The sequence below is a fragment of the Hoeflea sp. CAU 1731 genome (assembly GCF_039888615.1).
Taxonomy (GTDB): domain Bacteria; phylum Pseudomonadota; class Alphaproteobacteria; order Rhizobiales; family Rhizobiaceae; genus Flavimaribacter.
On sequence record NZ_JBDQQS010000002.1, the window covers coordinates 434,253 to 458,623 of the forward strand.

The window sequence follows — 24,371 nt, forward strand, 5'->3', positions numbered from 1 at the left end:
GCCAAAGGCGGTCGAGAGCACGTTTTTCTACCGCTCACAGCGGCCGGATCATTTGTAGGTAACTGCAGCGAGTTTGTGCAGAAGATGGGCCTTCAGAAGGTTTTCGATCCGCTTCTTGACCTGCCCGACAAGTTGGGCGTTTTCCGCGCGCACCACAAGCGTATCGATCGCTTTGTCGACGGTCTTCAGTCCTCCGACGTCGCCTAGTCCACGACTTTCTATTTCCCGCCACAAATCTTCTCCGAGATTTCTGATACGGGTGGTCAGGTGGCCGTCCTTGTTCGACGGGAAGAATATGGTTGCTATCTTTTGTCCAGGCATCGATTTCTACCTTTTCGTTCTCCAATCCGTTCGTGTCCCAAACCCTGCTCACTTTGAGGTCAATACAACCCGTTCTGGATTTAAATATGTTCGCCTTCGCACTGTTTCCAGTGTTGCGGCACATATCAAATGAATACCGAAATACGAATGTCGAGCATTCTAGTTCGGAGCCATACGCGGTCAAGGATCTGGTTGGCCATATTGAACGTTCTTGCACCATGCAACAATGTTGCCGTTTGACTTGAAGTGCAAGAAGTTTTGAAGGAAAATCGTGGACCGGTGACTAATGGCGAAGTCACCGGTCCGAAACGCATTCTCTCAGGGCGACTATGAGAAATGCGTCAGCTCGTTTGGCTAGGCCAGTGACGAACACGTTTTGCTTATACATTATATTTACGAGACTTATAACTAAAAAATGGAATTTGGAGTACAGATCGGACATTTTTTTTAATTCAACTTGTTTTCTTTTTCGCAATGGTTGCATATTCTTGTCGATGCACCTGAAAAATCTGGCGCCGCTTCAGTTGCGAAAGAAAAACAATTTCATGAAAGTACACTTTTCCTGATCGTTGCTGATGGAACTGAAGCCATGCTCTTACGTTATAAGTGGGAGTGCGTGTGTGGACACTGCTCTTCAGTTTGAAACGGAAGGACTCCTATTTATGCAAAGCCATATACTCAAGGTGCGCGCTGACATCCAAGACCCGGAAACCGGAATAGACAACCGGAAAAAAGTCGCCGCCAATATGGCGTCCTGTGTGTCAGACAGCTATCTGTTGATGGTCAAGACGCAAGGTTATCACTGGAATGTCGTTGGTCCATTGTTTCGGTCCATTCATCTTCTGACCGAAGATCACTACAATAATCTTTTTCAAGCAATCGACGAATTGGCTGAGCGCATCAGGGCGCTTGGATATCCGTCACCCTCCAGCTTTACGGAGATGATTGCTCTGAGCGCTATCGAAGAAGATACCGAGAATCCGACTGCAGAGGAGATGATCGATAATCTTGTTAGAGACCATGGAATCCTGGCGCGGCGATTCCGCGAGTGCATTTCGCGCGCCGAAATGGCCGACGACGTCGTATCCGCCGACATGTTGACGAGGCGCATAGAGTTTCACGAAAAAGCGATCTGGATGCTGAGCGCAGTAAAGTCCGAATAGGAAGATCTCGGAGGGCCGTTGCAATTGTCGCAGACGCCCTGGAAGACCGAAAAAACATCAATTGGCATTCCGCTCAATCGGCTTTTTGCTCGTCAAAAAGCCGATTGTTTTGTTGTATTTGAAGGAAGTTGTGGTCCATGCAAATGGGCTCCGCAGAAAGATTAATCTGAGTGGAACCCATTTGCCGTTTGGTCGTTTTGTTTACGAACGCCGAGGCAGTCGGATGCTTGATCGGCTGTTCTCAAAACTGCCAGACGAAAAGGAGTATAACAATGAAACGGATTATCGCAACAACTGCAGTTGCCTTGATGCTTGGCACGTCCGCCTTTGCGAGCGACGCCAATAGGTCCGCCAACACGATGCTCAACACTTATGCTGCTGAACAGCCCGGCGACGTTTTCGCCTCTGAATTCATCGGCATGCGCATTTACTCTGCTGAAAATGAGTGGAATTCTTGGGATGACGGCGCCCGTGTAGAGCCCGGCGCAAATGCCGAATGGGACGACATCGGCGAGGTTGACGACGTCATCTTCGGTAAAGACGGTCAGGTCAAGGCAGTCATCCTTGGTGTCGGCGGATTCATCGGAATTGGCGAAAAGGATATCGCCGTTCCAATGGACCAGATCAAAACCGTTTATGAAAGCGAAGGCGACGACTACTTCCTCGTTGTCAGCACCAACAAGGAAACGTTGACCAACGCCGAGCCGTTCCAGCGCGCCGAAGACAAGGAAATGGCTGCAGCCGAGACGGAATCCATGGATAATTCCGCCGACATGACAGCTGAATCAGTTGCTGAGCCGGAAGCCGACGGTGTTACTACGGACGCCGGGGAGCCGATGACCAAAAAGCAGCGCGCAGAGACGGCGGAAGCAGAGAATACCGACCGTGTCGTGACCTCGAAAACGGCTGACTCGTCCATGACCGCAAAGGACGAAATGACCACGGGCAGTGTTTCCGACGATGAAGCTGCTTGGGCTGACCGCGATATGCTGACGCGTCCCGAGATGACACGTGATGGCTTCAACGAAGCGAGTTACGAAGAACTGACGGCTGAGCAGCTGGAAGGCGCTCGCGTGTACGGCCTTAACGACGAAGACGTCGGCGAGATTGATCGCCTTGTGCTCAGTGAAGATGGACAAATCCAGACGGTCGTCATCGACGTTGGTGGTTTCCTCGGCCTCGGTGAACACCCTGTCGGTGTGACCATGGACGAATTGCAGATCCTGCACGATCCGAATGGATCGGTGCGTGTCTATATCGACTCGACCGAGGAAGCTCTCGAAGGACAGCCTGCATATCGCAGCTAATCGCTTCGAACAGCTTCAAATCGGGAACAGGCCGCCTCGAGCGGCCTGTTTTCGTTTGGTTTGCAACCAAAGGGCCGGTTCCACGTTAATCAGGCCATGGAATGGGTCCAAACTGGCGGCATGTAATTCTATAGCGACGGGAAAAGACGGTGTCGAAAACGATAAAACAAGATGAAACTGACGCGAAGTCGGTGTTGGTCGCTTCCGGTGGGCTCTCCACGCGACTAATTGCCATAATAGCTGGATGCGCTGCGCTCTACCTTGGCAAGAATTTTCTGTTGCCAATTACGCTTGCGGTCATCATCGCCCTGACACTGGGACCATTGGTTTATACGGCGCGGAGGCTACACATTCCGTCGCCCCTGACGGCGGCGCTGCTCCTGTTTCTTTGCGGGGCCGGATTTCTCGCAGGGGCTGTTACTCTGGCCGGTCCGTTGGCCGATTTCATGGCAGATGCTCCGAGGATCGGAGCCGAATTGAAGGACAAATTGAAGAGCATTCGGGAGCCGGTGGAATCGATCAACTCTGTCGGAGAAGAAGTGGAGAAACTTGCAGGATCGGGAGATGACTCAACCGCGAATGAAGTCGTCGTCAAGGGGCCCGGGCTCATGACCCGGGCGGCGGACGATATCATGATCGTTTCGGCGACGGTCGTTCTGACGCTTGTCCTGAGCTTTTTCCTTCTGATTTCGAGGGACATGTTTCTCAAGAAAGCCATCCGCATTTTCCCGCGCCTCAGCGACAAGAAGCGCATTTTCGCGCTGATCACCGATATTGAGCATGACGTCTCTCACTATCTGCTTACTGTCGCAGTCATAAATGGCGGCCTTGGAATATGCGTCGGAATCTCTTTCTATGTTCTGGGAGTTCCGACCCCGCACCTGTGGGCAGTGCTCGCCGCCCTGTTGAACTTCCTGCCCTATATCGGCGCGCTCACGGGCGTTCTGCTAGCATTCGGTGTATCTCTGCTGACCTTCGACACGATCTCCCACGCGCTCGTGCCTGCTTTGACCTATCTGGTCTTCACCACGATAGAAGGGCAGTTCGTGACCCCGATGGTTCTTGGTCGCCGTTTCTCCATGAATACCGTCGGGATATTAATCTCGATTGCGTTTTTCGGCTTTATCTGGGGGCCTATCGGAGTGCTGGTCGCGGTTCCGCTGCTGATTATCTTCAAGGGAATTTGCGAACGGATCGAAAGCCTTCGTCATATCGGCGAGTTTTTGTCCGGAGAGCAATTGCCGCCGGATGAAACGGAAGATGGCGCCGCCGAAAAGCAAGCGGCAAATCGTTAGTCAGGGATCCGGCTTCGGAGTACGCTGTTTGCTGCAGGTACAGGGTCGAAACCTGTCAACCATAGATTTTGGGAACAAATCAAGATTTGTTCGGTTATCTGATCGAGATTGAAAGCAGATGCTTTGCGGGAGAGTAAAGATGGAAAAACAGCATAACAACGAAACGATAGGGCAGGGAGCCACAACCGCCAAACCGGCGAAAGCGAGCTCTCAAGCGGCCGATTTCGTAAAGCAGACCGCCGATCGGGCGGGGGCAGTGGCTTCTGACGTCAAGGATACGATTTCAGAGGCGGCGTCGGAATTCGGCGACACTGTGGCGCAACGTGCCGAAAAAACGCAGCATGAAGCCCTGAAGAAGGTCGCAGAAGGAACAGAAAGGACGGTCGAAAAAGGCAAGTCCTTTACCCAGGATCTTTTGTTGTCTCTCAGTCGCGCCTTCGAGGTTGGAAGCCGTAGTCTCGAAAGCGATGGTATGGCGTCTACCGCGAGCTACGCCCGCGCCACAGGGAAAGGCCTGGAGACCGCGGCCGATGAGATCGACGGTCTCGACTCCGCCCACGTCGCGCACCGCGTCGAAACCTTTGTCAGAGAGCGCCCGTTCCAGACTGTTGGTCTTTTTGCGCTCGCGGGGTTCACGCTCGCTACAGTGGTGAAGGCTTCGATGAGGAAATCGTAAGACTGACTGGCTGCGAACGTGATGAACGGAAGGAATGCATACAATGAACAACAACAATAGCATCATCCAGACAATTCGGGAGTTGATCGCAGACGCGACATTGCTGGTGCGTCAGGAGATAAATCTTGCGAAAGCCGAGGCGGCAGAGAAACTCGGGCAGATCCAGGCGGGCGTCGCAGCTGTTGCTGTCGGTTTGCTGATTGCGCTCACGGCGTTGCTTGTGCTGGTTCAGGCGTTGGTCGTTGCTCTTGGCAACATCATGCCGCCAGCGCTCGCGGCGCTGATCGTGGGCGTAGTGCTCGCGCTCATCGCGTTTGTTCTTGTGATGAACGGCGCCAATCAACTCAAGCCGGAAAACCTCGCGCCAAAGCGGACAATACGCTCAGTCCGTGAAAACGCCGAGAAAATGAAGGAGGGTAGATCATCATGACCAGCGATGCTGAACGAATTGAAGAAGAAATCAGAAACACAAGGGCTCGTATCGATATGAAAATGAACGATCTTGAAAACAAATTTTCGCCTTCGAGCTTCCTGAACGCCGCGCTTGGAGACGGTAACGAACAGGTCGCCGATCTTGGCAATGCGATGGTCAAGAAAGCGAAGGAAAATCCTTTGTCCGCGCTGCTGATTGGAGCAGGCTTTGCAGGATTGTATCTTGCTTCCCGGTCGCAGAACACAAAAGGCGCCAATGACGAGACAGCCGAATTTGCAGCTGAGTCGATTGCGCAACCGAAGCCGACTGATCCGGCCGAGCGCATCGCACAGAACGCCGAGAGTATCCGCAACGAACTGAACGAGCTGCGCGACAGCGTTGCCCAAAGCGTAGATGAGTTCAGTGCGGCCGCCAGCAAGGGCAGCGATGCGGCTCGCGAATCTGTGCGCAACGCCAGCGAACGCGTTCGTCAGGCCAGTGATCGCGTGGCCGAATACGCCAACTCCGCGACGCGCGCGCTCGGAGATGCTCCGGATCAGGCTCGTGAAATCGGCCACAACGTCGCCGACTCCGTGCGCTCCGGCGTTGATTCGGCAGGACAGTTTGCGAGCAAACAGGCGAGGGCGACCCGTCATCGCGCCGATTCAGCCGCAGATTGGGTGCGTGAGAATCCTGTTTCGGCAGGGCTCGTCGCGCTGGCGGTGGGAGCCGCCGCGGCCTCGATATTCACGGCGCGAAAACCTTCAGCAAGTGTCGAGGCAAGTCGCAAGCTTCATTACGCGTCGCGTGAGCGAGAAGGTCACGATGCACCAAAGGGCCGCGAGCGGTTCGAAAATTTCCAGAAGGCAGCCGAGTCCCGCGCTACTAAAAGCGCACCGAGGAAGGGGTCTGTGACCAAATCTGCAAAGGGTCCGAAAGCGGCTTCCGTCAAGACTTCGGCCAAGCCTCTGAAAAACGGCCCCGCCTACAAGAAGGCGCCGACCGCAAAATCCGCCGCTTCGACCAAGACCATGGGAACTGAGAAAACGGATCAGGCGTAGTCCGCCTTTTCGCGGCATGATCTAGGTCCGATCTACAGGACGTCCAGCCGGCCCAGATAATCTGGGCCGGCTGGAGTCACATTAACAAGTCCGTTTGCTCTATTTTTTCTGGCTTTGCGTCGGCGGCGCTCATTTTAGTCGTTGTGACGTCTCGCGATTGTTGTTTGTTTCTTGGGTAGCCTTGCGGCATCCTCACCAATCGTGCTCCCCGGCCGGGCCGCGTGAAGACGATCCAGCTATTCGTTCCCTCGTCCATGTTTGAGTTCCTGCGGGAGCGCCTGGAGATTGTGCTGCGGCAGCCGGTGACTAGGCAGGGACACGTATTTGCCAACCTCGTTCGGCTTTGCCTTTTGAAGCAAAGTACGTGGTGTCTACGTGTTCATCATCGCCAGGCGCAGCGCCTACTACGGCAGTGGGCGCCTCAAAGCCCATATTGGAGCGCGGCGCTTCGGTAGCTGACATTTTACCGGAACAAAATTTGTAGCGGGACGTTTCCGAACAGTGAAAACGACAAAGAGGTGTCCCATGCACAATATCTTCTATATCATCGGCGTTGTAGTGGTTGTCATTGCGATCCTGTCTTTCCTGGGACTGGCTTGATCGCTTAACCGCCTTCCCAATCTTCTCCGATCGGCTTGCGATCCCGTTTCTTCTCGGTGTCAATAAGATCCTTGGCTTCCTCGATATCGTCCTCGGTCGCGTCCTCGCTCTCGGATTCGAGATCTGCGCTTCGGCGCAGGAGGGCCAATTCGAAGAACATTGGAAAGTGGTCCGAGCCCACGAAAGCGAGCCGCTTCATTCGAACCATTCGAAAATGCGCCGAATGGAAAATATGGTCGAGCGGCCATCGCAGGAAGAACCACCGCGCATCGAATGAATTAAACTGGCCGCGCCCTTCGCGCGGGTCCAGCAATCCCGACAATCTTAGAAAACGCCTGGTCGTTCGCGACCAGGCGACATCGTTTAGATCCCCCGTGACGATAACCGGAATGTCCGTGTCGCGCACATCAAGGCCGACAAGGGAAATTTCCGCGTCGCGTCCGATCGTGGCATCGGTGGGGACGGGGGGCTCTGGATGCACCGTTATGAGGCGACATTTTTCGCCGCCTGGCAGCGCGACGGTGCAATCGAAACTTGGAATTCTCTCGTTGAGCAGAAAGCGTACAGACTTTTTCTGAAATTCAAGCTTTGAGAACAGCGCCATACCGTAGGAATTGTCCAGCGGACATTCAACAGAGTCGACAAATTGGTTCAAGGCGACCTTCAACGCGGCAAGCCAATCATTATCCACCTCCATGAACAGCGCCAGATCGGGATCATGTTCGCGGATTTCCCTGACTAGTCGATCATAGTCGCGGTTGCTTTGCTTCACGTTTGAGACAAGCACCTTGAAGATTTGCGCGTCGGACGGGGCGCCCCTGAACGTGTTGACGCTCCGGGGCCAGACCGCTGTAAACCGGGCAATGTGGATAAGCTGTATCACCATTGCCGACAGCAGCATCACGCCGGGGAGGGCGATTGTGGCGTTCAGCGGAAGCAACAGCAGCATTGCGACGGCGACAGCCAAGGTCAGCGTGAGCAGTTGTGTTCTCGGGAAGTCGAAAATCCGCACCAATCCGTGAGATACGGGAAGAACCGGGATGAGTGCGGCCAGCAGACACAATGCCGCCAGAATGAAGATCAGCCAGTACACCAAAACGCGCCTTTCTGTCCGTAGTATCGCAAGTCTAAAACCAGCGTCCAGCCATTCGGTTCCCGGCGCTCCTGCCAGGGCAGGTCAGATGGAACGGGTGGGTTTCGTGTGCGTTTACCATAAGCGTTGGGTTTTCGACGCGTCGTTGGACATATATCTACACTGAAGGCAGAGAGATGAAAAAAGGCACGACAAAAACTCAGATCCAGGAAATAGTCACAGACCGCACCAAATCGCCGGATGAACAACTGCAGCTTCTCGAGAAAATGCGGCAAGAGGTCAGAGCCGAAATGCGGGCGGCCACCGAGAGCCCCATGGTCGACGACAATGATATAGGAGCGGAGCTGAAACTCGTTGAAGAGGCGATCGAGAGCATCGATCCGGACGCCGAAAGCACGCACGAGACGGGCGCAGCCACTCTTTAAAATCGTTACGAAACATTTTTGACAGAGATCGCAACGCGCTGGCGTCGGTCGCAGGAGATCAGTTCTCCTCGTTCGACGCCTTTTCTTCATCCAAGTCGATTTCGCGCACACTTCCGGGCAGATTGGAGCGGACGCTGTCGATATCATGGTCGAAATGGCCCGATCGCTTCAGCTCCATGATCAGCAGTTGCGCGTGTTCGGCAAGCACTTCGTTATTTTTTTCGCTTCCAAGGCCGTGCAGTCTAGAAAGGGCTCTCGCAAGCGCCTGGGCGACCGGCAGATTGTCCGCTGAGGCCCGCCGCAACGGATGGAAGGCCTGACCGAGCAAGTCGCTAAATGACAATTCCGGAAGAACGACGCGAACCTTGTCATTATCGTCGCAGAGGAAAAGGGGTCGGGTTTTTCGATCGGCAATTCGAGCCAGAGCGCTGGAAAGGCTGTCGACCGCGGCGATTGCGGTGTAGGCGTCGTTGACGCCGGGAGAGAGCGCACGAAGCGCGATTTCGACAAGCAGGTGTATATTGAATTCGATCGGGCGGCTTTGCGAGCGAGAGGGCTCGATGTGAACAAATTTTCGTATTTCGTCTGCGATATCATCGCCGACCTCATTTGAAATCGCCAAAAGTGTTTCGTCGCTGAGAACAAAACCGCCGGGTGACATGACCACGCGCACGACGATGTCTTCCCGATTTGCAAGCGCGACTAGATCCTCTTCAGCTATTGCGCCGATATAACCGGCCGAACCCGCGTCAAGCCCCTCTTCGCAATGAATGTCAGTCGCGTCTCCGGCCTCGTCCACCCTGTTCATGTGTTTTGTCAGGGCTTCACCCAACCGCATGGTTATCTTGGCTATTTCATCGTCTATCGACACACTCTCCGAGACGTGACGAACGAAAAAGATGAGCTGGAAAACGCATAGCATTGAAAGCAGTACGGCTCCGCCGACTGTAATGCGTGGAACGAAGTTCGGATGCACGAAGGCCAGGGCGACAAGCGCATAGAGGAACGTCCCGCCGAACAGGCCGGCCGTTACCTGGTTCACCGTCTCGGTGCTGAAGCGTTTTAGCAACCGTGGTCCGATATTGCCCGCGGCCAGCGTAAATACGACGAGCACAAGGGAATAGGTCAGACTGAGCGTCGTGATTGCAGCGCCGGCAATTGCCGAGAGAACGCTTCGGGCGCTTTCATCGTTGAAATTCAGAATGAAGTATCCGGACACGCCAAGATCAAACCGACTCTCAATAACAACAAGAATTGGCGCCAGTGCGCCTATTGAAAAAGCGATGATGGCTGGAATCGTGAACAGCACGACAACCGGATATCTGAAGATAAAAGACTTCATCGGGACGCAAGCAGGCCGCCGTCGTCGCAGCGATCGGCGGTTTCCTGTGGCGCCAGAACTGTCAAAGCGCCGGGATGGGATTCAATCGTCACGCGGCTTTCCAGATCAAGAAGTTCTCCGTCGATGAGGGCGACGCCGCTGTCCTCTACCTCCGGGAACTGCAGTTCGACCTTGTCTGCCAGTTCCTCCTGTATATCCGCATTCGATCGCCATGAGCCGGCGGCAAGATCGGCCGCGAGAGACAGGTAGCTGGCGACGTCCAGCACGCCCGCCGTATAGATGCCGAGTTTGCCGCTGCTGGGGTCGTCGAAATAGGGCAGGTGTCCGTCGCCGTAGGGGTTGTTGGATACGGACAAGTTGCTCAGCAACTCATCACGCTCTCCACTTACGGTTTTGACTATTGTCCGAACCGTCGGCGGATTGGCGACCTGAGAGGTAAAGGCTCGGAAACTCGCAAAGATTTTCGTCAGCCTGGAATCAAAATTGTATTGATTGCGCTCCTCGACGAGTTGCGGATGCATGCCGATTGAATATTGATGAATGAAGGGTCTGCCGTTGGCTGTCGCCAGATCGCAAGCGATAGGGCGTCCGCCGGCAAGGGCCTGTATGGCTTCGTTGAGGTCCAGTGGTATGCGCAATCCCCGCGCAAAAAGATTCATTGTTCCGGCCGGCAGCACCGCCAGAGTCTTGCGGTTCTCCCAACATTGAGCGGCGGCAGATGAAATGGAGCCGTCGCCGCCTCCAACCAGAACGACATCAGCGTCGGATTTTACTGCCTCATCAAGTTTACTTTGAAAATGTTCGCCGGACGTCACGCATCCGGTGACGCCGTATCCCGCTTGAGAGAATTGTGTTTCGATGACCTCGAGTAATTCGTCCGGTTCCAGTGTCTTCAGCGTACCGCTTCCACTGTTGAGTATAGCCGCCAATTTCATGGGTCACCTGTCAGATTGAGCTGTATTCAGATGTATGGTCTGTCAGTCGTCGACGAAGGCGCCCAGTTGGCGATCGTCGAGAGTTTGTTTTCGTCTCGCACCCTGCACTGCCCACCCGTCCATTCGATGAGGTCGCGCGATACAAGTTTCCGAAGCGTCTTGTTCGTATGAACGACAGACAGGCCAAGGGTGTCGGCGACATGCTGCTGGGTGATAGGGATGGCCGCGTTCGACGAGACGAGCGCCTGAACAGCCTTGGCCCGTTTGTGCAAAAACAGAAGCAGATATGCGGCCCGCTCAAGCGCGTTACGTTGCCCGACGCTTAACAGATGTTCGTCGAGTATCGACTCTTCGCGCGCTGCTATCCATGTCAGATCGTAACTGAGTGAAGGAAATGACTGGAACAACTCGGACAGGCGTTCGCGTTCGAAGACACACATGACCATTGGAGTGAGCGCCTCGATTGAGTGCTGCATCTCTCCCATGAGAGTTCCCTGCAGACCGATCATGTCGCCAGGCAAGATATAGTTCAAGATTTGACGGCGTCCGTCGTCGAGCATCTTATAGCGGAAACCCCAACCACTGAGGAGGGTATAGAGATGGGCGCTGTGAGACCCCTCAACGAGTAGGGTCGAGCCCCTGTCGGAGATCAACTCTCCGGTTTTGAAACGCTCGACGAAGTCCAGTTCCTTGTCGTTAAAATTTCGAAATAGCTCGAACTTCTTCAGAGGGCACCGAGTGCATGGCGTCCAGGCCGTCTTGAGCTTTCCGCTGGTCTTACCTGTCATCTCGCTCAGTATCTCCGACAGGCGGTCAGCTCTTGGCGAAGGCGCGATTGGTCGTCGCCATGGAATTCGCATCCGGACCGTAAGCGCCTTCATCATCGATGCTAAGGGCGACCAGAAGGCTGCTTCGAGCCCGGCTCACTCGGCTTTTGATGGTGCCAATGGCGCATTCGCAGATATTCGCAGCTTCTTCATAGGAAAACCCTGAAGCGCCAACAAGAATAATGGCTTCACGTTGGTCATCGGGCAGCTTTTCTAGAGCCTTTCTGAAATCCTGCAGATCCAGAGAACCATATTGTTCCGGATGGACAGCCAGGCGTTCCGTCAATATGCCGTCACGATCTTCCACCTCGCGTCCGCTTTTCCGCATCTGGCTATAAAAAGCGTTACGCAAAATTGTAAAAAGCCAGGCTTTCATGTTTGTGCCGGGCTCGAAGGATTCCTGTTTCGCCCAAGCCTTCAGGATCGTGTCCTGTACAAGGTCGTCTGCGCTGCTCGCATCTCCGATGAGAGACATGGCGAATGCGCGAAGGCTGGGCAGAGCAGACAACAATTCCCTCTTGAAACTGTAGTCAAGATCTTCAGTTGTGCTCACTTGCGATTTCCATCTTTTTGCGATGCTTCTGCAGCGTCGAGTTTCTCAAGGAGATCCAGAAAACGGTCCGGAATTGTTTCCGTTTCGACCTCGCGATAGATCGTTCGCAATTGCCGTGCAATTTCGCTGTTGGGATCAATTTCTTCGGAACCTCGACTCCGTGCATCTCCAGATGGTCTGTTTTTACTCATCAATCTGCGTCTCTCCTGCGCTGCGTAACCCGCAAAAACCCCAGTTTCGAATCGATAGGTAACGTCGTACCCGGAAATTTGTTCCTTCCCCGGGAACTTTTTTCTGCTTTCCTCGTTGATACTCATCGTAAAGACCAATTACCCTTCATCAGGAGAGTCAAATATGTCATTGTCCACCCGCATCGCTCCCCACTTGCCGTTGCTGCGCCGCTTTGCGCGGGCGTTTACCGGCTCGCAGACGTCTGGCGATGCTTACGTGGAAGCAACGCTGGAAACGCTCATTACGGACATTTCCGTTTTTCCGGACGCTTCGAGCGATCGCGTTTCGCTTTATAAACTTTTCTGTCAGGCCTTTGGTTCCCTCGACGTGCAACTGGAGCCCAAAGCATCGCCATTTGGTTGGGAACGGCGTGCGGCGGCCAATCTCGCAGCGGTGCAGCCACTTGCCCGGCAGGCGTTTCTTCTCGTGGCGGTTGAAGGATTTGGCGAAAGCGAAGCCGCGGAAATCATGGACACGGACGAGGCGGGAATTGAAAAGTATCTCGATGAAGCTTCAGGGGAAATCTCACGGCAGATTGCAACCGACGTTATGATAATCGAGGACGAACCTCTCATTGCCGTCGATATCGAACAGATCGTCCTCGAACTCGGACATTCCGTAACAGGAATCGCTCGGACCAAGGACGAGGCGATGAGCCTTTATCACAGGAGCAAGCCGAAGCTTGTGCTTGCAGATATTCAGCTTGCGGACGGGAGTTCGGGTATCGACGCAGTCAACGAAATTTTGGCGGACGAGAGCATACCGGTTATATTCATTACAGCTTTCCCGGAACGCCTTTTGACCGGCGAGCGCCCGGAACCTGCATTCGTTGTAACGAAACCGTTCAGTCCTTCCATGGTAAAGGCGCTTATCAGCCAGGCGCTTTTCTTCGATGAAAGAGCGGAATCCGCAGCGTGATCAAACAGTGATGCAATGGTTGGAACCATTCCTTGTCGCCACGGTTTAACGTGCAAGATGTGCGTCAGTCGGAAAGCGATGAGTTGTTCACCAGTCTGCCGGGCGTAGTTACGGTTTCTCAGCGATTTGTATCGCTTGAGAGCCCTATCATGATGGATCTTGTCAGTTGTACTGACGGACCGAACATATTGTAACACCCGGATGGACGAGCCTTTGACCCGCTGGCGGAAATCAAACCAGGAAGACAGCACCGTTCAAGGCTATCTTGTCGCGGCTATGGAAGAGTCGGGGCTATGCATCGCCATTCAGAATCAGGACCTTCAATATCTTCAAATAATGAATATGCCGCGCCGCTGGAAAACGGCTCCCGACCGAGAACCGGACGACGCCTCGATTTTCGGCGCGGAATTCGCCGCTCGGTTGGCCAAGGTCAAGGCCGAGGCCTTGCAAGGTGGAGAAACAAAAAAGCTGGAGATGATGCTTGAGGGAGATCTCGCCTATGAGTTCGAGATCAAGCCGTTTGTCGCCGGTGACAGTTCAACCTATCTGCAGACGATCATTCGCGACATATCGCTGAAAAAGTCGACGGAACGCATAACGGTTTCCTTGCTTCGCGAAGTCAGCCACAGGTCAAAGAATTTGCTGGCGATCATTCAGAGTATAGCCACACAAACGGCCAGGCACAGCGATACGCTCGACACATATCTGCGCCGGTTTCGCGGTCGGCTGTATTCACTGGCGCGTGCTCAGGATCTGATTACGGATTCAGACTGGAAAGGCGCCTTGCTGAAGGATCTCATTCGCAACCAGGCGCAGAGTTACTTTCCCGATGACGACAAGGCTATAGTGTTCACCGGCGAAAACATATTGCTGCCGCCAAGCGCTTCTCTTTACCTTGGATTGGCGTTGCATGAACTTATCGTTCAAGCTGCCACCCGCCGCTTCATCTCGAATGGCGCGCAGAATATCGCTGTGAAGCTGGAGCGTTGTACGAGCAAAACCGCAGAGACCGCGCCGCAGGCCCATCTCGTCTGGCGTGAAAATTACCTGAGCATTCCTCACCTCGGTATGGTGAGCGAGCAGCCATCGGATCTGATGGAGTTCGAACGAATGCTATTGGAGAAGATCGTTCCCGCCTCCCTGAACGGCACGGCGTCTTACGATGCCGATGAAAGCTCAGTCGAATACGAAATTACATTCCCGGTGAGTAGCCAGAAATAGAAACAGCGCCGCTCGTGGGAGCAGCGCTGTTGTTTGAAGTCGCTGTTTTGGTCAGGCGCGTGTGAGCCAGGTTTCGATCTCACGATCGATCTCGTCAACCGACTTGCCATAACGCTCCTGGAGTTTGCCCTGAAGTTGTTTACGGTTGCCTGCGATATAGTCGATATCGCTGTCAGTGAGCTTGCCCCATTCCTTCTGGACCTTACCCTTGACCTGTTCCCAATTACCTTCGATCTGGTTCCAGTTCATTTTTCATCTCCTTTCTTGAAAGACCATTTACAAAAGACGCTGGCGTCTGATGCGTCCGATTTGTAAACGCGTGCGCAGCGTGTTCCGTTCCACAGCAAGCTTGATCGAGTCACACATTTTGACGGCGTGTTTCAGCATTTTGGGGAGTGAAAGACTTTCGGAAGCGCCTCGCAAAAAAAAATGCCCCGCTGCAATATGCAACGGGGCGAAGACCGGGAAGTTGGGGTAGGAGAGGGATTTGGGGTATCTTCCCGGGATCAGTAACTTGACGTGATCGTCTCGCCTACGCCAATCCGTATATGAGCAGTATCAGCAAGACGACAATGATTGCGCCTGCGACGCCCACCGTCCTCCAGTAATTGGGACCGGGATGCGGGCTGTGGGCGGTGTTCGGCAACGCGTTTGGAAGACTGGTTTCCTGAGTTTGTTTCAGGTCGTTTTCCGCTTCCGGGACATTCCTTACATCACTCAAAACATCCTCCATCATTGTTATGCATTATGAAAACGCGTGGTCTTGAGAAGGGTTCCATAAACGACGTTGAAGTCACCACGGGGAGAGAAAGCGAACAAGGGACGGCGCCATCGAGTGAAGTTGATTGCGGGAGCAAGCGGTGCTGGCATTCGTTCTTTTGCGGAACTTCAGAGCCTTCCTGGCGTTTTCCCAGAGAACTTAAACATAAGGATATGACATGTCTGAGAAATTGACCGGACGCCAAGTAAAACAGGGTGACCAAAGCCCCAGTCTCGCCAAGGCCCTATTATTTGGTTTGGCGGCGGCCGCCCTCGTTTGGGTTGGCGTGGAAATTTACGGATACGCATTGAAGGGCGACACTGAGCAGCTCGAAGAACTTACCGATGAGCAAAGCGTCGGCTCCGATAACATGTCAACCGGAAGCGTCGAGCGCACATCGCCGGATACGCAAACTCAGACTGACTGACATTCATCAATGTCAATTAGCTGCATAGATCGCATGTTATATCCGCCCAACCGGGCGGATTTGTGATTCTTATTCATGTTATCAATTGGTTCGTTCGCCATCTGAGTGTTTATTCCCGTTATTGGGAATGATGCGATGTTCGACGATCCGCAGCAACGCCAGAACGAAAAGGGCAAACAGCGTGGCGATCATTGCGATTGTCACGTAACCCAAGCCCGTTGCAAGTCCTATGGCGCCGGCCAGCCATAAGCCTGCGCCAGTTGTCAGTCCGTGAATCTCGCCGCGTGCAAAGATGATGACGCCGGCCGCCAAGAACGCCACACCACTGGTGACCGCCTCGATCAGTCTGAGCGGATCAATACGGATAGATTTTTGATCGAAAACGGAATGATGCGTAATCTCGATTGTTAGCAGAGCAACAGTGCATGCAGCCAGACAGACAAGAATATGGGTTCTCAACCCTGCCGGCCTGTTGCGCCACTCTCTCTCGAATCCAACCAAGGCTCCGAAAAAGGTAGCCAGCGCGAGCCTGACGGCAATGACCGAAAGCGGCAGCCATGTTTCCGTGAAAAGCGAAGTGTCTGCGAAGTCCATTGAACGAAACGTGTGACCTGAGGTTTTGTTCCGTTTCGAATAGTCGCGAACACTACCCTTCAGCGGGCTGCGTTGGAATGTCTTCAGGTGAAATGACAGGCGTTTCGCCCACGTCCGGCGCCGGTTCTACAATTTCCGGGTCGCTGGATAATTCGGGCTTGAGAACGCCGTCGCAACGCCCCATGGTTTTTGTCAGGGAGTCCTTGTCGCCTGTTGTCTCCTCGAGATTGTTCGGGTCGACGACACAATCGTTCTGCGATTGCGCCACGGCGGTCTCTGACGACGCCATCATAATGATGGCGGTCACCACAAAGCGGAATGTTTTCCCTGAGGTCATGATGACATAACCGGCAAGGCGGATATTTTGTTCCGGAAACTGTGTCGGTCGGTTAGGCCGCCGGTTTGCGGAACAGGCTGAGCGCGATCAGACTGACGCCGTTTGAAATGAGTTCGATCGCCAGCATTACGCCGAGTAGAACCGTCGCCGCTTCCTGGAAATTCGTGAAAATCAGAATCGCCAGCACAATCGAAACTAGACCGGAAATCAGCACCAGCGGGAAGTAGCGCGCCCGCCTGATCTTGTATGCGGTGATCAGCTTGGAGACGCCCGCCGCCGCGATCAGAATGCTGAGGACCAGCGTAAGGGAGATAATGCCTGAAAACGGATTGCTGAGCAGAGAAACCCCTGCCAGCAACGCCAGCACGCCGATCAGTCCGGCCCACAACGCCGCCCCGCGACCTTGCTCGCGAAAGGCCGACATAACCTGCAAGACGCCGACGATAATGAAAATCCAGCCGATCAGCCTTTCGGCGGCGACAGTGGCCGCGAGAGGATTAAGCAGGGCGACAAGACCCCCGATGATAGAAATTAAGCCGACAATCAACCAAAGCATCCAGTTTTTCATCGCTTTTCCCCCGAATGACCAGATTCGTTCAAGAGTAGCATTTCGAGCGGGATGCAGGAAGAAGCAGCGAAGCTGTCAGATTTTCGGAACGCCTTTTGGTCGCGAGCGACGCTTCTGTGCGGCAATCCGGAACTGGGCGTTTGCCGCGCCGTAGCCGCCTCGACGTTCCACGATTTCTCCCATCCTCGCAACGGGGCCAGTTATGTATTGTTCAATAAAATTTTCAATCCTTTGTACTATGTAGTTAAAACAAACTGGTGGCGAAGCGCGGCAAAAGTCTATTGAAGACGGGATATGGAAACACAGCGGCAAGCCGAAACCGGGAAAACAATTCAGCGTCAGGGCTGGAAACAGGATCCGGAGGGCGTTCGGGCGAACATTCTCGAGGTCGCCCTTAAAGAATTCGCTGACCGTGGCTTGTCCGGCGCCCGCCGCCAAGACGCGGACGTCGAAGCGGATGATTCGCTACTATTTCGACGACAAGGACGGCCTGTACCGAAAGGGACTGAAACAGACCTATCGCGAAGTGCGCACTGGTGGGAAGGAACTGATGCTCGATCACCTCGCGCCGAAAGAGGCGCTGCGCCGTCTGACGGAATTCACTTTCGATCATTACAGCGAGAACCCGGATTTCATCCGCATCGTGATGATCGAGAACATTCATCACGGCAAATATCTCAAACATTCAGACTTGATAGGTTAATTGAACCAGGAGGCGATTTCCCAGATTGAAGCGATCTATGACAAGGGTCTTGAGCAGGGCGTGTTCCAAAACGGCTGTTCGCCGCTTGCCATTCACTGGCTCATTTGCGCGCTGAGTTTCCTTAATGTTTCCAACAGAGTTACTTTCTCACTGCTGTTTGGCGATGCGTTGCATGATCACGACGGGCAACTCGACCTGCTTTCCCAGGTGTCCGACGCCGTTCTGAAGTTCGTCGCGGAAGAATAGGGTGTATCGACGAGGATGGGCGCGCTGCTACCGTCTGGATTTACGAACGCACTGGCGCACGTGACATTTCTCGGTGTCGCGCGCTGTCACGAATGCGGGCTTTGACATGTTCGATGAACGACAATCCCTGCTTGACGCCACGAACGTGTCATAAAGGGGTATGCCCCGATTTCGAGGTGACGCATAGTGCAGTTGAGCGCTCCCGTCACGCTTGAGCGCCGACTGTACCTGCGCGCAGGTCATCCCGCGCGTATTGTACGTGTTCATCGCGAAGGCAGACGCAGTAACCATGCTTATGATGGCGGCAAGAAGAAGCGTTTTCATCGCTGTATCTCCGCTGAAACTGGTATCGAAAGAATAGGACAGAATAGTCCAGGATAACAGTCCGAACTTGGAAAGCAGGCAATCTCCTTGCTTCAGTCAGGGCGTCTTAACGCGCCTGCTGTTGTGTATTCAGCCAGGGAAGGAGTGATGAAAACGGGTGTCCGCAGTATATCAAACGTCGCAAATGACGATATCGGCGGCTTCAGGTTTTATGCGCTGCGCGATGTCGTAGGCGTCGATATAATCCTGTGCTGCGACCTTGCATTCTCCGATCGGTTTGTCATCTGTGTCGAAGAACGCTACGTCGAACATGGCCAGTCCGGCGGGGGCGTTGTAGGCTGAGGTGACTGCATCGTGTTTCATTGGAGATAGGGCTCCCTGTTATGGTTAATAAACAGTGTTTATACTTATTATTAACCATAATTAATAGCCGCCAGTTGTGATTCCACTGTGAAATACACCCAAATTACCGAAATTTAATGTTTTGGCGGGGTTTTTGAGCCGAAAATCGGGCTTTTAGGTCACTGGTGCCCCCTGCCGGACTTGAACCGGCACGCCCGAAAGGGCCACAGATTTTAAGTCTGTTGCGTATACCAATTTCGCCAAGGGGGCACGCGCCGCTACTGGTAAATATCCGGAAGCAGATTGCAAGTTTTTTCAGGCGACGCCACGTTCGCTGTGAACCGAAGCAATTTCGTTGAAATCGTCTTTGGTAATATCGGAAATCGGCAAATGGATGCGCAATGTTTCAATCGGCTTGCCCGGCCGCATCACGCCGACAACCGTCTCAATATCGGGGCAGCCCTCATCGCGGCAGGCAAGTTCAGTTACGGAGACAGCCACGTCGGGTTCGAGTTTGAGAACCTCTCTTGTCCATTCCTTGATCCCTCGTGTCTTTTCAGGAACGCCGCGTCGCGGGGCGAGGGGATTCGCGAGAGCCTTGATTGTCGATCTCGGGCGGGTGATATCAACCATGATGATGTCCTTGCCTGTCTGTCGCGTATAGTTTCCAGACACGAGCCCTCTGGATGGCTGCGAATCGAAATACTCTTATTGTGTCTTTCCTGATCCCGGTCAAAGCCCGTTGGATCAGGGTTGGCCGGCTATTAAGCGACGCCTCGAACAACTTCTTCACCGGATCGGATTCGACACCGTCCGTGATGAATACGAGACGTGTTCGACGGTCATCGTCCGGCCAACGTTCGAGAACGGTGTGCGGATAGACCACATGTTGAACGGCATGGACGATGCGTGGTCTATCCGGATCTCCCTCAACACTGATAATTCCCTTGACCCTGAGAAGGCTCGGGCCGGCTGACTTGCTGAGAAGCTTGAGAAATTGGTGGAATGCTGCGGCTTCAACCGGTTCATCCCGGACGATGGCGAATGTTCGGATCCGTGCGCCGTGGCGTGTGAGCCGCGCGTTGTCGTCATCCTGTTTGGTCTTGTCTTTGTTATCAGAGGAGATCGCGCCTTCCAAGGCGAGCCATAATGTCACATCGTCTCCGAGATCCGTTGGCCGGTAACGACGCGGTAGGAACAGTTCCGCAGCGTCGAAATCATTTTTGCGCCAATCTATGATCGGAGCAGATGGATTAATAATTGAGAGTTGGGCGCGCAGTCTTTCGATATCTGTCTTTGTCGCTGGCTCGCGGGCGAGATCGGTTTTGGCGAGAACAAGGCGATCCGCAAACGCAATCTGCTTGGAAGCTTCAAACTGATTCTCTATGGCAAGTTCGGCTGTCAGAATATCCACAAGGGTGACAATTCCGGCGAGTTCGAAGTTGCGCGCCACGACATGATCGGCAAGGCCAAAGGCCGCGACGCCGCCTGGCAATAACTGGTTGACGACCGGGGCAGGGTCGGCAAGTCCAGTGGTTTCTATGATGACGCGACTGAATGCGATTTCTCCGGCGTCAACCATCGTCTGCAATTCGTACAGAGTTGTACGTACGTCGCTCCCCAAGGTGCAGCACAAACATCCTGTCGTGGCGCGCGTGACCCGGCTTTCGCCGACCCGAACAAGGTCATGATCCAGTGCAACGTCGCCGAATTCGTTCATAATGACTGCGGTGTCGCCAAAAGCAGGCTGCTGCAGGACATGGTTCAGGAGCGTGGATTTACCCGCGCCAAGAAACCCTGTCAGAAGAAAAACCGGGATTTTACCTCTACAGGCAGTAATTTTGGACAAAGCGGTTTCCCCGTCGTTGTCGAGCGGAAATGATTTGTAATAGTATAACAAATCATATGCGAGCAGGTAATATTTTTGCCTATTGAACGTCAAGTTTGATAGAAGGGATCGCGCGGCCTGACCGGCGTGGCAAGGTGACGCTTCCAAATCCTGTTTTCGGCTTTCGCGAATGTCGCTGGTTGATGGCGCGCGCACCAAGCGCCCGGTCGGAATTTTCATGCCGGATTTTGCGCGCCGAAACCAATCATTTATAGCGGGTCGAATCAAAATGATGGGTTCAAAATCCGAATGAAAATCGCCATTGAAAACGCCGCTACTGCGCTGCGCAGCATATTTCCCGAAACGCCGCTGCAACTGAACGAATTTCTGAGCGATCGCTACGATGCCCGGATTTTTCTCAAACGTGAAGATCTCTCCCCGGTGCGGTCTTTCAAAATTCGCGGCGCCTTCAATTTTCTGCGAAAGGTGATCGAAAAAGACGCCGACGCCAATCGTTTTGTCTGCGCTTCGGCCGGTAATCACAGCCAGGGTTTTGCGTTCGCCTGCCGCCATTTTGCGCGTCACGGCGTAGTCTACATGCCCGTTACGACGCCGCAGCAGAAGATCGACAAGACCAGAGCCTTCGGCGGCGAATATATCGATATCCGGCTGTTCGGCGACATATTTGACGACTGCTATCGCGCAGCAGTTGACTATGGACTGCAGAACGACGCCGTCATGGTGCCGCCGTTCGATCATTCCGACATCATCGAAGGACAGGCGACTGTAGCTGTCGAAATCGCGAATCAGATGCCCGAAGGCGAGGGGATTGATCTCGTACTTGTACCGGTAGGCGGCGGCGGGCTTGCGTCCGGGGTGACAGGGTATCTCGATGGCGTCGTCGCCAGGGACAGTTTCATTTTTTGCGAACCAGCCGGCGCGCCGAGCCTCAAGGAATCGTTGGCCGCGGCCGGTCGCGTCAGGCTTGCTCAGGTGGACAATTTCGTGGATGGCGCGGCTGTCGCTGAAATTGGGGTTGAAAATTTCGAGCGCCTCAAGGGTTTTTCCCCTGAACAGGCGATCACGATCGACGAAAACGCGATCTGTGCGACCATGACGGAGTTCCTGAACGTCGAGGGGGTGGTTCTGGAACCGGCCGGCGCGCTGCCAATTGCAGCGCTCGAAAAAGTCGATCCGGATGTGCTGAAGGGTAAAACAGTGATTGTGATCGTCTCGGGCGGCAATTTCGATTTCGAGCGACTGCCCGACGTCAAGGAAAGGGCGATGCGTTATTCGGGGTTGAAGAAGTATTTCGTCATTCGGCTGGCTCAGAGACCGGGAGCTCTGCGCGACTTTCTCAATATGCTCGGTCCGGAAGACGATATTGCTCGCTTTGAATATCTGAAGAAGTCGGCGCGCAATTTCGGGTCAGTGCTAATCGGCATCGAAACAAAGCATTCGAGCAACTTCGCCGATTTGACGCAGAAGTTCACAGAGTCGGGCCTGCGTTATCAGGACATCACCGAGAACGACATCCTGTCCAGCCTGATAATCTGACGGGTTGCATTCGCTGATAAAATCGGCTTGGGATTAGAGCCCGCCAGGCGGAGCGGGAGGAGGAATCTAAACATGGCCGGTATCGTGGCTCTTGCGGCTGCCTATGTCTTTTCGCAGTTTTACCGGTCTTTTCTGGCTGTGCTTACTCCGGTGCTTTCCGAGGAGTTGGGCGCGACCAAGGCGGACTTGTCCCAGGCCTCCGGCATATGGTTCCTTACATTCGCGCTCATGCAGTTCATCGTGGGCGTGTCGCTTGACCGGTTCGGGCCAAGGCGCACCGCAGCGGTTCTTTTTGCCTTCGGTTCTGGAGGCGGCGCTTTGCTGTTTGCCAGCGCCAATACGCCTTCCACCATCACGATTGCGATGGGTATGATCGGCATTGGCTGTTCTCCTGTTCTGATGGCGTCGCTCTTCATTTTCGCCCACCGGTTCGCTGCAGCGCGTTTCGCTGTGCTTTCATCATGGCTTATGGCGCTTGGCACAGCGGGCAATGTCATTGGCGCCCGGCCTCTGGTGCTTGCAATAGAAATGGCGGGCTGGAGAACGACCATGCTGACGCTTGCGTTCATATCTATTGCTGTGGCAGTCGCGGTTTTTTTGATCGTAGAGGATCCCCCGAGACAAAAAAATGACGGGTCCAGCTTCGGCGGGTATCTGCAACTGTTGAAGATGCCGGCGATGTGGCTGATTGGCCCCCTTATGGCGGTCAGCTATGCGCCCGCCGCCGGTATACGAGGCCTGTGGATAGGGCCTTATCTTTCGGATGTTTACGGGCTTTCACCCGACGCCCTGGGCAATGTGGCGTTATTCATGGCGGTTTCCATGATCATAGGCGCGTTCATATATGGGCCGATGGATACGCTGTTGAATACCCGCAAATGGGTCGGGTTCTTCGGAAACGTCGTCCTGACACTGGCTCTGTTGGCGTTGTTTGTATGGCCAGTCCTGCCGGTGCTGCAGGCAAGTCTCTTGATGATCGTCATCGGCCTGTTCGGCGCCAGCTATGGATTGATCATGGCGCATGGTCGCGCCTTCTGCCCGCCCAATCTGGTTGGGCGCGGGGTCACGCTGCTGAATTTCTTTTCGATCGGAGGCGTGGGGTTGATTCAGTTCCTGACCGGACGTATTGCCGACAGCACTTTTGATCCGGCCGCCCCGGAGCGCGCCTTTTCTCTGGTGTTTGCAACCTATGCCGGCCTCATGCTCATAGCGCTTGTGATCTATCTGTTTTCGCAGGACAAGCCGCCGCGCGAAAAGGCCGGGTAGATACGCAGCGTGATCGCGCCCAAAGGGCTAGAGGCCAAGTCCTTCTATCCACTTGGTGATGATATCCGCAGTTTCCTCTGTCGTGCCGGGAGATAGGATGTCGCCCGCCAGCACGTGCTGTGACGCGCTCTCCACATTTTCAATTACCACGATTTTCGCGTCGCCGCCCCAGCGTCCGGCCATATTCCGTGTTTCTTCCGGGCTGACTACCTGATCATTTTCCGAGATCAGAAAAAGAGCGGGAACCTTGATTGCCTCGATGTCGGATTTGCGCGTGTCCCTGACGAGCTCCGCCATCGGCAGCAGCACGGATGACGGATAGCGGGTTGTCCAGTTCTCTCCCTGATCCTCGTTCTCAGGCTCGAAACTGCGCCATTCTCCAACGGTCAGATCAAGAATCTGCTGCGCCCACGGACCAGCCAGCAGGTCCGATCCGGCTGCCTGCATTCGGTAATTGGGAGAGATCATCACCAGGCCGGCGACATTCGGCAACGGGTTTTGCCGAGCCGTCAGCCATGTCGCCAGCGTGCCGCCGGTGGAGGTGGCTATGATAACCACGTGTTCGCCGATCCTGCGGCCAATCTCTACGGCTTCAGCGGTGTCGTTTATCCATTTGTTGTAGGTTGCTTCGCCCATGGCTTCGGGTGTTCGGCCATGTCCCGTCAGGCGCGTATAGTAGAGATTGGCGCCAAGCCTTTCTGCAACGAGATCGGGCACGGGTCTGATTTCGGCGGGCGAAGCAGAAAAGCCATGGATGTAGACGATCGAAATCGGCGTCTTGGCTCTTGAGTTGGGGTAAGCCCAAACCAGCTGTTTTTGGTTGTTTTCGCGTATGTCGTCAAAGCGCGATTCCCTTTCAGCGACATAGGCGTCTATGTCGTCGCCGATCGCCGCCGGGTCGAAGCGTATGGCTGTGTCGGGCTGAATGCGTGGGCCGGCGAGATAAATCACCGTCAGCGCCGCGATCACAATGACCGCGGAGTAAAATAATACCCGTAACCTGGAACGCTTTTTTCTCTTCATTCGGTTTGTCCTCCCG

At 54.2% G+C, this 24,371-nt stretch carries 29 protein-coding genes, 1 tRNA gene and 1 pseudogene; 13 read left to right on the forward strand and 18 right to left on the reverse strand.

Translation table 11 applies throughout. The features are described 5' to 3' along the window. Window positions 1-48: 48 nt before the first annotated feature. Entirely contained in the window at window positions 49-321 is a 273-nt protein-coding gene (locus AAFN47_RS06130; protein WP_499808316.1) for a hypothetical protein, read from the reverse strand. A gap of 575 nt (window positions 322-896) precedes the next feature. Here AAFN47_RS06130 and AAFN47_RS06135 point away from each other — a divergent pair. The 6 genes from AAFN47_RS06135 (at window position 897) to AAFN47_RS06160 (ending at window position 6,235) form a co-directional block, all read left to right on the forward strand. Next, complete coding sequence (locus AAFN47_RS06135) at window positions 897-1,484, forward strand: Dps family protein (protein ID WP_499808317.1); 588 nt, start codon at window positions 897-899, stop codon at window positions 1,482-1,484. Window positions 1,485-1,756: 272 nt separating this feature from the next. After that, a complete protein-coding gene (locus AAFN47_RS06140) occupies window positions 1,757-2,791 on the forward strand; it encodes a PRC-barrel domain-containing protein (RefSeq protein ID WP_499808318.1) in 1,035 nt (344 codons plus the stop codon). A 191-nt stretch (window positions 2,792-2,982) separates the two neighbouring features. Next, window positions 2,983-4,086 (forward strand): AI-2E family transporter, encoded by a 1,104-nt coding sequence (locus AAFN47_RS06145; protein ID WP_499808386.1) that lies wholly within the window; start codon window positions 2,983-2,985, stop codon window positions 4,084-4,086. Window positions 4,087-4,225: 139 nt separating this feature from the next. After that, the gene (locus AAFN47_RS06150; RefSeq protein ID WP_499808319.1) at window positions 4,226-4,762 is read left to right on the forward strand and encodes a histone-like protein; all 537 of its coding nucleotides are present in this window, start codon (window positions 4,226-4,228) and stop codon (window positions 4,760-4,762) included. A gap of 43 nt (window positions 4,763-4,805) precedes the next feature. Then, a complete protein-coding gene (locus AAFN47_RS06155) occupies window positions 4,806-5,192 on the forward strand; it encodes a phage holin family protein (protein ID WP_499808320.1) in 387 nt (128 codons plus the stop codon). Next, window positions 5,189-6,235, forward strand: a complete 1,047-nt coding sequence (locus tag AAFN47_RS06160; protein ID WP_499808321.1) for a hypothetical protein — start codon at window positions 5,189-5,191, stop codon at window positions 6,233-6,235. Before AAFN47_RS06155 ends, AAFN47_RS06160 begins: the two co-directional genes overlap by 4 nt. A 604-nt stretch (window positions 6,236-6,839) precedes the next feature. Here AAFN47_RS06160 and AAFN47_RS06165 read toward each other — a convergent pair. Further along, complete coding sequence (locus tag AAFN47_RS06165; RefSeq protein ID WP_499808322.1) at window positions 6,840-7,928, reverse strand: endonuclease/exonuclease/phosphatase family protein; 1,089 nt, start codon at window positions 7,926-7,928, stop codon at window positions 6,840-6,842. A gap of 176 nt (window positions 7,929-8,104) precedes the next feature. On the opposite strand from AAFN47_RS06165, the gene AAFN47_RS06170 reads away from it, so the two are divergent. Further along, on the forward strand, window positions 8,105-8,353 hold the full coding sequence (locus tag AAFN47_RS06170; protein WP_499808323.1) for a hypothetical protein: 249 nt from the start codon (window positions 8,105-8,107) through the stop codon (window positions 8,351-8,353). Window positions 8,354-8,411: 58 nt separating this feature from the next. Here the strand turns inward: AAFN47_RS06170 and AAFN47_RS06175 are convergent, their stop codons facing one another. Genes AAFN47_RS06175 through AAFN47_RS06195 form a run of 5 tightly spaced genes read right to left on the reverse strand, consistent with a single transcriptional unit; the run spans window position 8,412 to window position 12,327 of the window. Next, complete coding sequence (locus AAFN47_RS06175) at window positions 8,412-9,695, reverse strand: DUF2254 domain-containing protein (protein ID WP_499808324.1); 1,284 nt, start codon at window positions 9,693-9,695, stop codon at window positions 8,412-8,414. Further along, entirely contained in the window at window positions 9,692-10,630 is a 939-nt protein-coding gene (locus tag AAFN47_RS06180; protein ID WP_499808325.1) for a diacylglycerol/lipid kinase family protein, read from the reverse strand. The genes AAFN47_RS06175 and AAFN47_RS06180 overlap by 4 nt, the downstream gene beginning before the upstream one ends. Before the next feature lie 26 nt (window positions 10,631-10,656). After that, window positions 10,657-11,418 carry a Crp/Fnr family transcriptional regulator gene (locus tag AAFN47_RS06185; protein ID WP_499808326.1) on the reverse strand — a complete coding sequence of 254 codons (762 nt, stop codon included), beginning with the start codon at window positions 11,416-11,418 and terminating at the stop codon, window positions 10,657-10,659. 25 nt (window positions 11,419-11,443) lie between these two features. After that, window positions 11,444-12,010, reverse strand: a complete 567-nt coding sequence (locus AAFN47_RS06190; protein ID WP_499808327.1) for an RNA polymerase sigma factor — start codon at window positions 12,008-12,010, stop codon at window positions 11,444-11,446. Next, window positions 12,007-12,327, reverse strand: coding sequence for a NepR family anti-sigma factor (locus AAFN47_RS06195; protein WP_499808328.1), 321 nt, complete (start codon window positions 12,325-12,327; stop codon window positions 12,007-12,009). The genes AAFN47_RS06190 and AAFN47_RS06195 overlap by 4 nt, the downstream gene beginning before the upstream one ends. A 37-nt stretch (window positions 12,328-12,364) precedes the next feature. Here AAFN47_RS06195 and AAFN47_RS06200 point away from each other — a divergent pair, with 37 nt between their 5' ends. Together AAFN47_RS06200 and AAFN47_RS06205 are read left to right on the forward strand one after the other, a co-directional pair. Continuing rightward, entirely contained in the window at window positions 12,365-13,159 is a 795-nt protein-coding gene (locus tag AAFN47_RS06200) for a response regulator (protein WP_499808329.1), read from the forward strand. Between the two features lie 213 nt (window positions 13,160-13,372). After that, window positions 13,373-14,380 (forward strand): sensor histidine kinase, encoded by a 1,008-nt coding sequence (locus AAFN47_RS06205; RefSeq protein ID WP_499808330.1) that lies wholly within the window; start codon window positions 13,373-13,375, stop codon window positions 14,378-14,380. A gap of 51 nt (window positions 14,381-14,431) precedes the next feature. Here AAFN47_RS06205 and AAFN47_RS06210 read toward each other — a convergent pair whose 3' ends face one another. Then, a complete protein-coding gene (locus AAFN47_RS06210; protein WP_220227351.1) occupies window positions 14,432-14,629 on the reverse strand; it encodes a CsbD family protein in 198 nt (65 codons plus the stop codon). 283 nt (window positions 14,630-14,912) lie between these two features. Then, window positions 14,913-15,101 carry a hypothetical protein gene (locus tag AAFN47_RS06215; RefSeq protein WP_499808331.1) on the reverse strand — a complete coding sequence of 63 codons (189 nt, stop codon included), beginning with the start codon at window positions 15,099-15,101 and terminating at the stop codon, window positions 14,913-14,915. A gap of 217 nt (window positions 15,102-15,318) precedes the next feature. On the opposite strand from AAFN47_RS06215, the gene AAFN47_RS06220 reads away from it, so the two are divergent. Further along, window positions 15,319-15,567, forward strand: coding sequence for a hypothetical protein (locus AAFN47_RS06220; protein WP_499808332.1), 249 nt, complete (start codon window positions 15,319-15,321; stop codon window positions 15,565-15,567). A gap of 81 nt (window positions 15,568-15,648) precedes the next feature. Here the strand turns inward: AAFN47_RS06220 and AAFN47_RS06225 are convergent, their stop codons facing one another. The 4 genes from AAFN47_RS06225 to AAFN47_RS06240 form a co-directional block, all read right to left on the reverse strand. After that, window positions 15,649-16,161 (reverse strand): MgtC/SapB family protein, encoded by a 513-nt coding sequence (locus AAFN47_RS06225; protein WP_499808333.1) that lies wholly within the window; start codon window positions 16,159-16,161, stop codon window positions 15,649-15,651. Between the two features lie 52 nt (window positions 16,162-16,213). Beyond that, window positions 16,214-16,498 (reverse strand): hypothetical protein, encoded by a 285-nt coding sequence (locus AAFN47_RS06230; RefSeq protein WP_499808334.1) that lies wholly within the window; start codon window positions 16,496-16,498, stop codon window positions 16,214-16,216. 52 nt (window positions 16,499-16,550) lie between these two features. Beyond that, complete coding sequence (locus tag AAFN47_RS06235) at window positions 16,551-17,066, reverse strand: HdeD family acid-resistance protein (protein ID WP_499808335.1); 516 nt, start codon at window positions 17,064-17,066, stop codon at window positions 16,551-16,553. Between the two features lie 75 nt (window positions 17,067-17,141). Next, window positions 17,142-17,504, reverse strand: coding sequence for a hypothetical protein (locus tag AAFN47_RS06240; RefSeq protein WP_499808391.1), 363 nt, complete (start codon window positions 17,502-17,504; stop codon window positions 17,142-17,144). A gap of 112 nt (window positions 17,505-17,616) precedes the next feature. Here AAFN47_RS06240 and AAFN47_RS06245 point away from each other — a divergent pair. Continuing rightward, window positions 17,617-18,015 (forward strand): annotated as a pseudogene (locus tag AAFN47_RS06245) (hypothetical protein). A 495-nt stretch (window positions 18,016-18,510) separates the two neighbouring features. Here AAFN47_RS06245 and AAFN47_RS06250 read toward each other — a convergent pair. The 4 genes from AAFN47_RS06250 to AAFN47_RS06265 form a co-directional block, all read right to left on the reverse strand. Next, window positions 18,511-18,702: a hypothetical protein gene (locus tag AAFN47_RS06250; RefSeq protein WP_499808336.1), complete on the reverse strand. Its 192-nt coding sequence runs from the start codon at window positions 18,700-18,702 to the stop codon at window positions 18,511-18,513. 162 nt (window positions 18,703-18,864) lie between these two features. After that, window positions 18,865-18,951 (reverse strand) — tRNA-Leu (locus tag AAFN47_RS06255). A 45-nt stretch (window positions 18,952-18,996) separates the two neighbouring features. Beyond that, a complete protein-coding gene (locus AAFN47_RS06260) occupies window positions 18,997-19,314 on the reverse strand; it encodes a nitrate reductase (RefSeq protein WP_499808337.1) in 318 nt (105 codons plus the stop codon). Beyond that, on the reverse strand, window positions 19,307-20,749 hold the full coding sequence (locus tag AAFN47_RS06265; RefSeq protein WP_499808338.1) for a CobW family GTP-binding protein: 1,443 nt from the start codon (window positions 20,747-20,749) through the stop codon (window positions 19,307-19,309). The genes AAFN47_RS06260 and AAFN47_RS06265 overlap by 8 nt, the downstream gene beginning before the upstream one ends. 69 nt (window positions 20,750-20,818) lie before the next feature. Here AAFN47_RS06265 and ilvA point away from each other — a divergent pair, with 69 nt between their 5' ends. Beyond that, complete coding sequence (ilvA, locus tag AAFN47_RS06270) at window positions 20,819-22,066, forward strand: threonine ammonia-lyase IlvA (protein ID WP_499808339.1); 1,248 nt, start codon at window positions 20,819-20,821, stop codon at window positions 22,064-22,066. Between the two features lie 72 nt (window positions 22,067-22,138). Next, window positions 22,139-23,332, forward strand: a complete 1,194-nt coding sequence (locus AAFN47_RS06275) for an MFS transporter (RefSeq protein ID WP_499808340.1) — start codon at window positions 22,139-22,141, stop codon at window positions 23,330-23,332. Between the two features lie 27 nt (window positions 23,333-23,359). Here AAFN47_RS06275 and AAFN47_RS06280 read toward each other — a convergent pair whose 3' ends face one another. Next, on the reverse strand, window positions 23,360-24,355 hold the full coding sequence (locus AAFN47_RS06280; RefSeq protein ID WP_499808341.1) for an alpha/beta hydrolase: 996 nt from the start codon (window positions 24,353-24,355) through the stop codon (window positions 23,360-23,362). Between the last annotated feature and the right edge of the window lie 16 nt (window positions 24,356-24,371).

Bases quoted from the DNA above. Each gene is read 5' to 3' on its own strand.
- AAFN47_RS06275 (WP_499808340.1), top strand. From the start codon at position 22,139: ATGGCCGGTATCGTGGCTCTTGCGGCTGCCTATGTCTTTTCGCAGTTT.
- AAFN47_RS06130 (WP_499808316.1), bottom strand. From the start codon at position 321: ATGCCTGGACAAAAGATAGCAACCATATTCTTCCCGTCGAACAAGGAC.
- AAFN47_RS06140 (WP_499808318.1), top strand. From the start codon at position 1,757: ATGAAACGGATTATCGCAACAACTGCAGTTGCCTTGATGCTTGGCACG.
- AAFN47_RS06185 (WP_499808326.1), bottom strand. From the start codon at position 11,418: ATGACAGGTAAGACCAGCGGAAAGCTCAAGACGGCCTGGACGCCATGC.
- AAFN47_RS06175 (WP_499808324.1), bottom strand. From the start codon at position 9,695: ATGAAGTCTTTTATCTTCAGATATCCGGTTGTCGTGCTGTTCACGATT.
- AAFN47_RS06210 (WP_220227351.1), bottom strand. From the start codon at position 14,629: ATGAACTGGAACCAGATCGAAGGTAATTGGGAACAGGTCAAGGGTAAG.
- AAFN47_RS06260 (WP_499808337.1), bottom strand. From the start codon at position 19,314: ATGGTTGATATCACCCGCCCGAGATCGACAATCAAGGCTCTCGCGAAT.
- ilvA (WP_499808339.1), top strand. From the start codon at position 20,819: ATGAAAATCGCCATTGAAAACGCCGCTACTGCGCTGCGCAGCATATTT.
- AAFN47_RS06230 (WP_499808334.1), bottom strand. From the start codon at position 16,498: ATGACCTCAGGGAAAACATTCCGCTTTGTGGTGACCGCCATCATTATG.
- AAFN47_RS06155 (WP_499808320.1), top strand. From the start codon at position 4,806: ATGAACAACAACAATAGCATCATCCAGACAATTCGGGAGTTGATCGCA.
- AAFN47_RS06195 (WP_499808328.1), bottom strand. From the start codon at position 12,327: ATGAGTATCAACGAGGAAAGCAGAAAAAAGTTCCCGGGGAAGGAACAA.
- AAFN47_RS06200 (WP_499808329.1), top strand. From the start codon at position 12,365: ATGTCATTGTCCACCCGCATCGCTCCCCACTTGCCGTTGCTGCGCCGC.
- AAFN47_RS06235 (WP_499808335.1), bottom strand. From the start codon at position 17,066: ATGAAAAACTGGATGCTTTGGTTGATTGTCGGCTTAATTTCTATCATC.
- AAFN47_RS06280 (WP_499808341.1), bottom strand. From the start codon at position 24,355: ATGAAGAGAAAAAAGCGTTCCAGGTTACGGGTATTATTTTACTCCGCG.
- AAFN47_RS06160 (WP_499808321.1), top strand. From the start codon at position 5,189: ATGACCAGCGATGCTGAACGAATTGAAGAAGAAATCAGAAACACAAGG.
- AAFN47_RS06250 (WP_499808336.1), bottom strand. From the start codon at position 18,702: ATGAAACACGATGCAGTCACCTCAGCCTACAACGCCCCCGCCGGACTG.
- AAFN47_RS06180 (WP_499808325.1), bottom strand. From the start codon at position 10,630: ATGAAATTGGCGGCTATACTCAACAGTGGAAGCGGTACGCTGAAGACA.
- AAFN47_RS06135 (WP_499808317.1), top strand. From the start codon at position 897: ATGGAACTGAAGCCATGCTCTTACGTTATAAGTGGGAGTGCGTGTGTG.
- AAFN47_RS06220 (WP_499808332.1), top strand. From the start codon at position 15,319: ATGTCTGAGAAATTGACCGGACGCCAAGTAAAACAGGGTGACCAAAGC.
- AAFN47_RS06170 (WP_499808323.1), top strand. From the start codon at position 8,105: ATGAAAAAAGGCACGACAAAAACTCAGATCCAGGAAATAGTCACAGAC.
- AAFN47_RS06150 (WP_499808319.1), top strand. From the start codon at position 4,226: ATGGAAAAACAGCATAACAACGAAACGATAGGGCAGGGAGCCACAACC.
- AAFN47_RS06225 (WP_499808333.1), bottom strand. From the start codon at position 16,161: ATGGACTTCGCAGACACTTCGCTTTTCACGGAAACATGGCTGCCGCTT.
- AAFN47_RS06265 (WP_499808338.1), bottom strand. From the start codon at position 20,749: ATGAAAATTCCGACCGGGCGCTTGGTGCGCGCGCCATCAACCAGCGAC.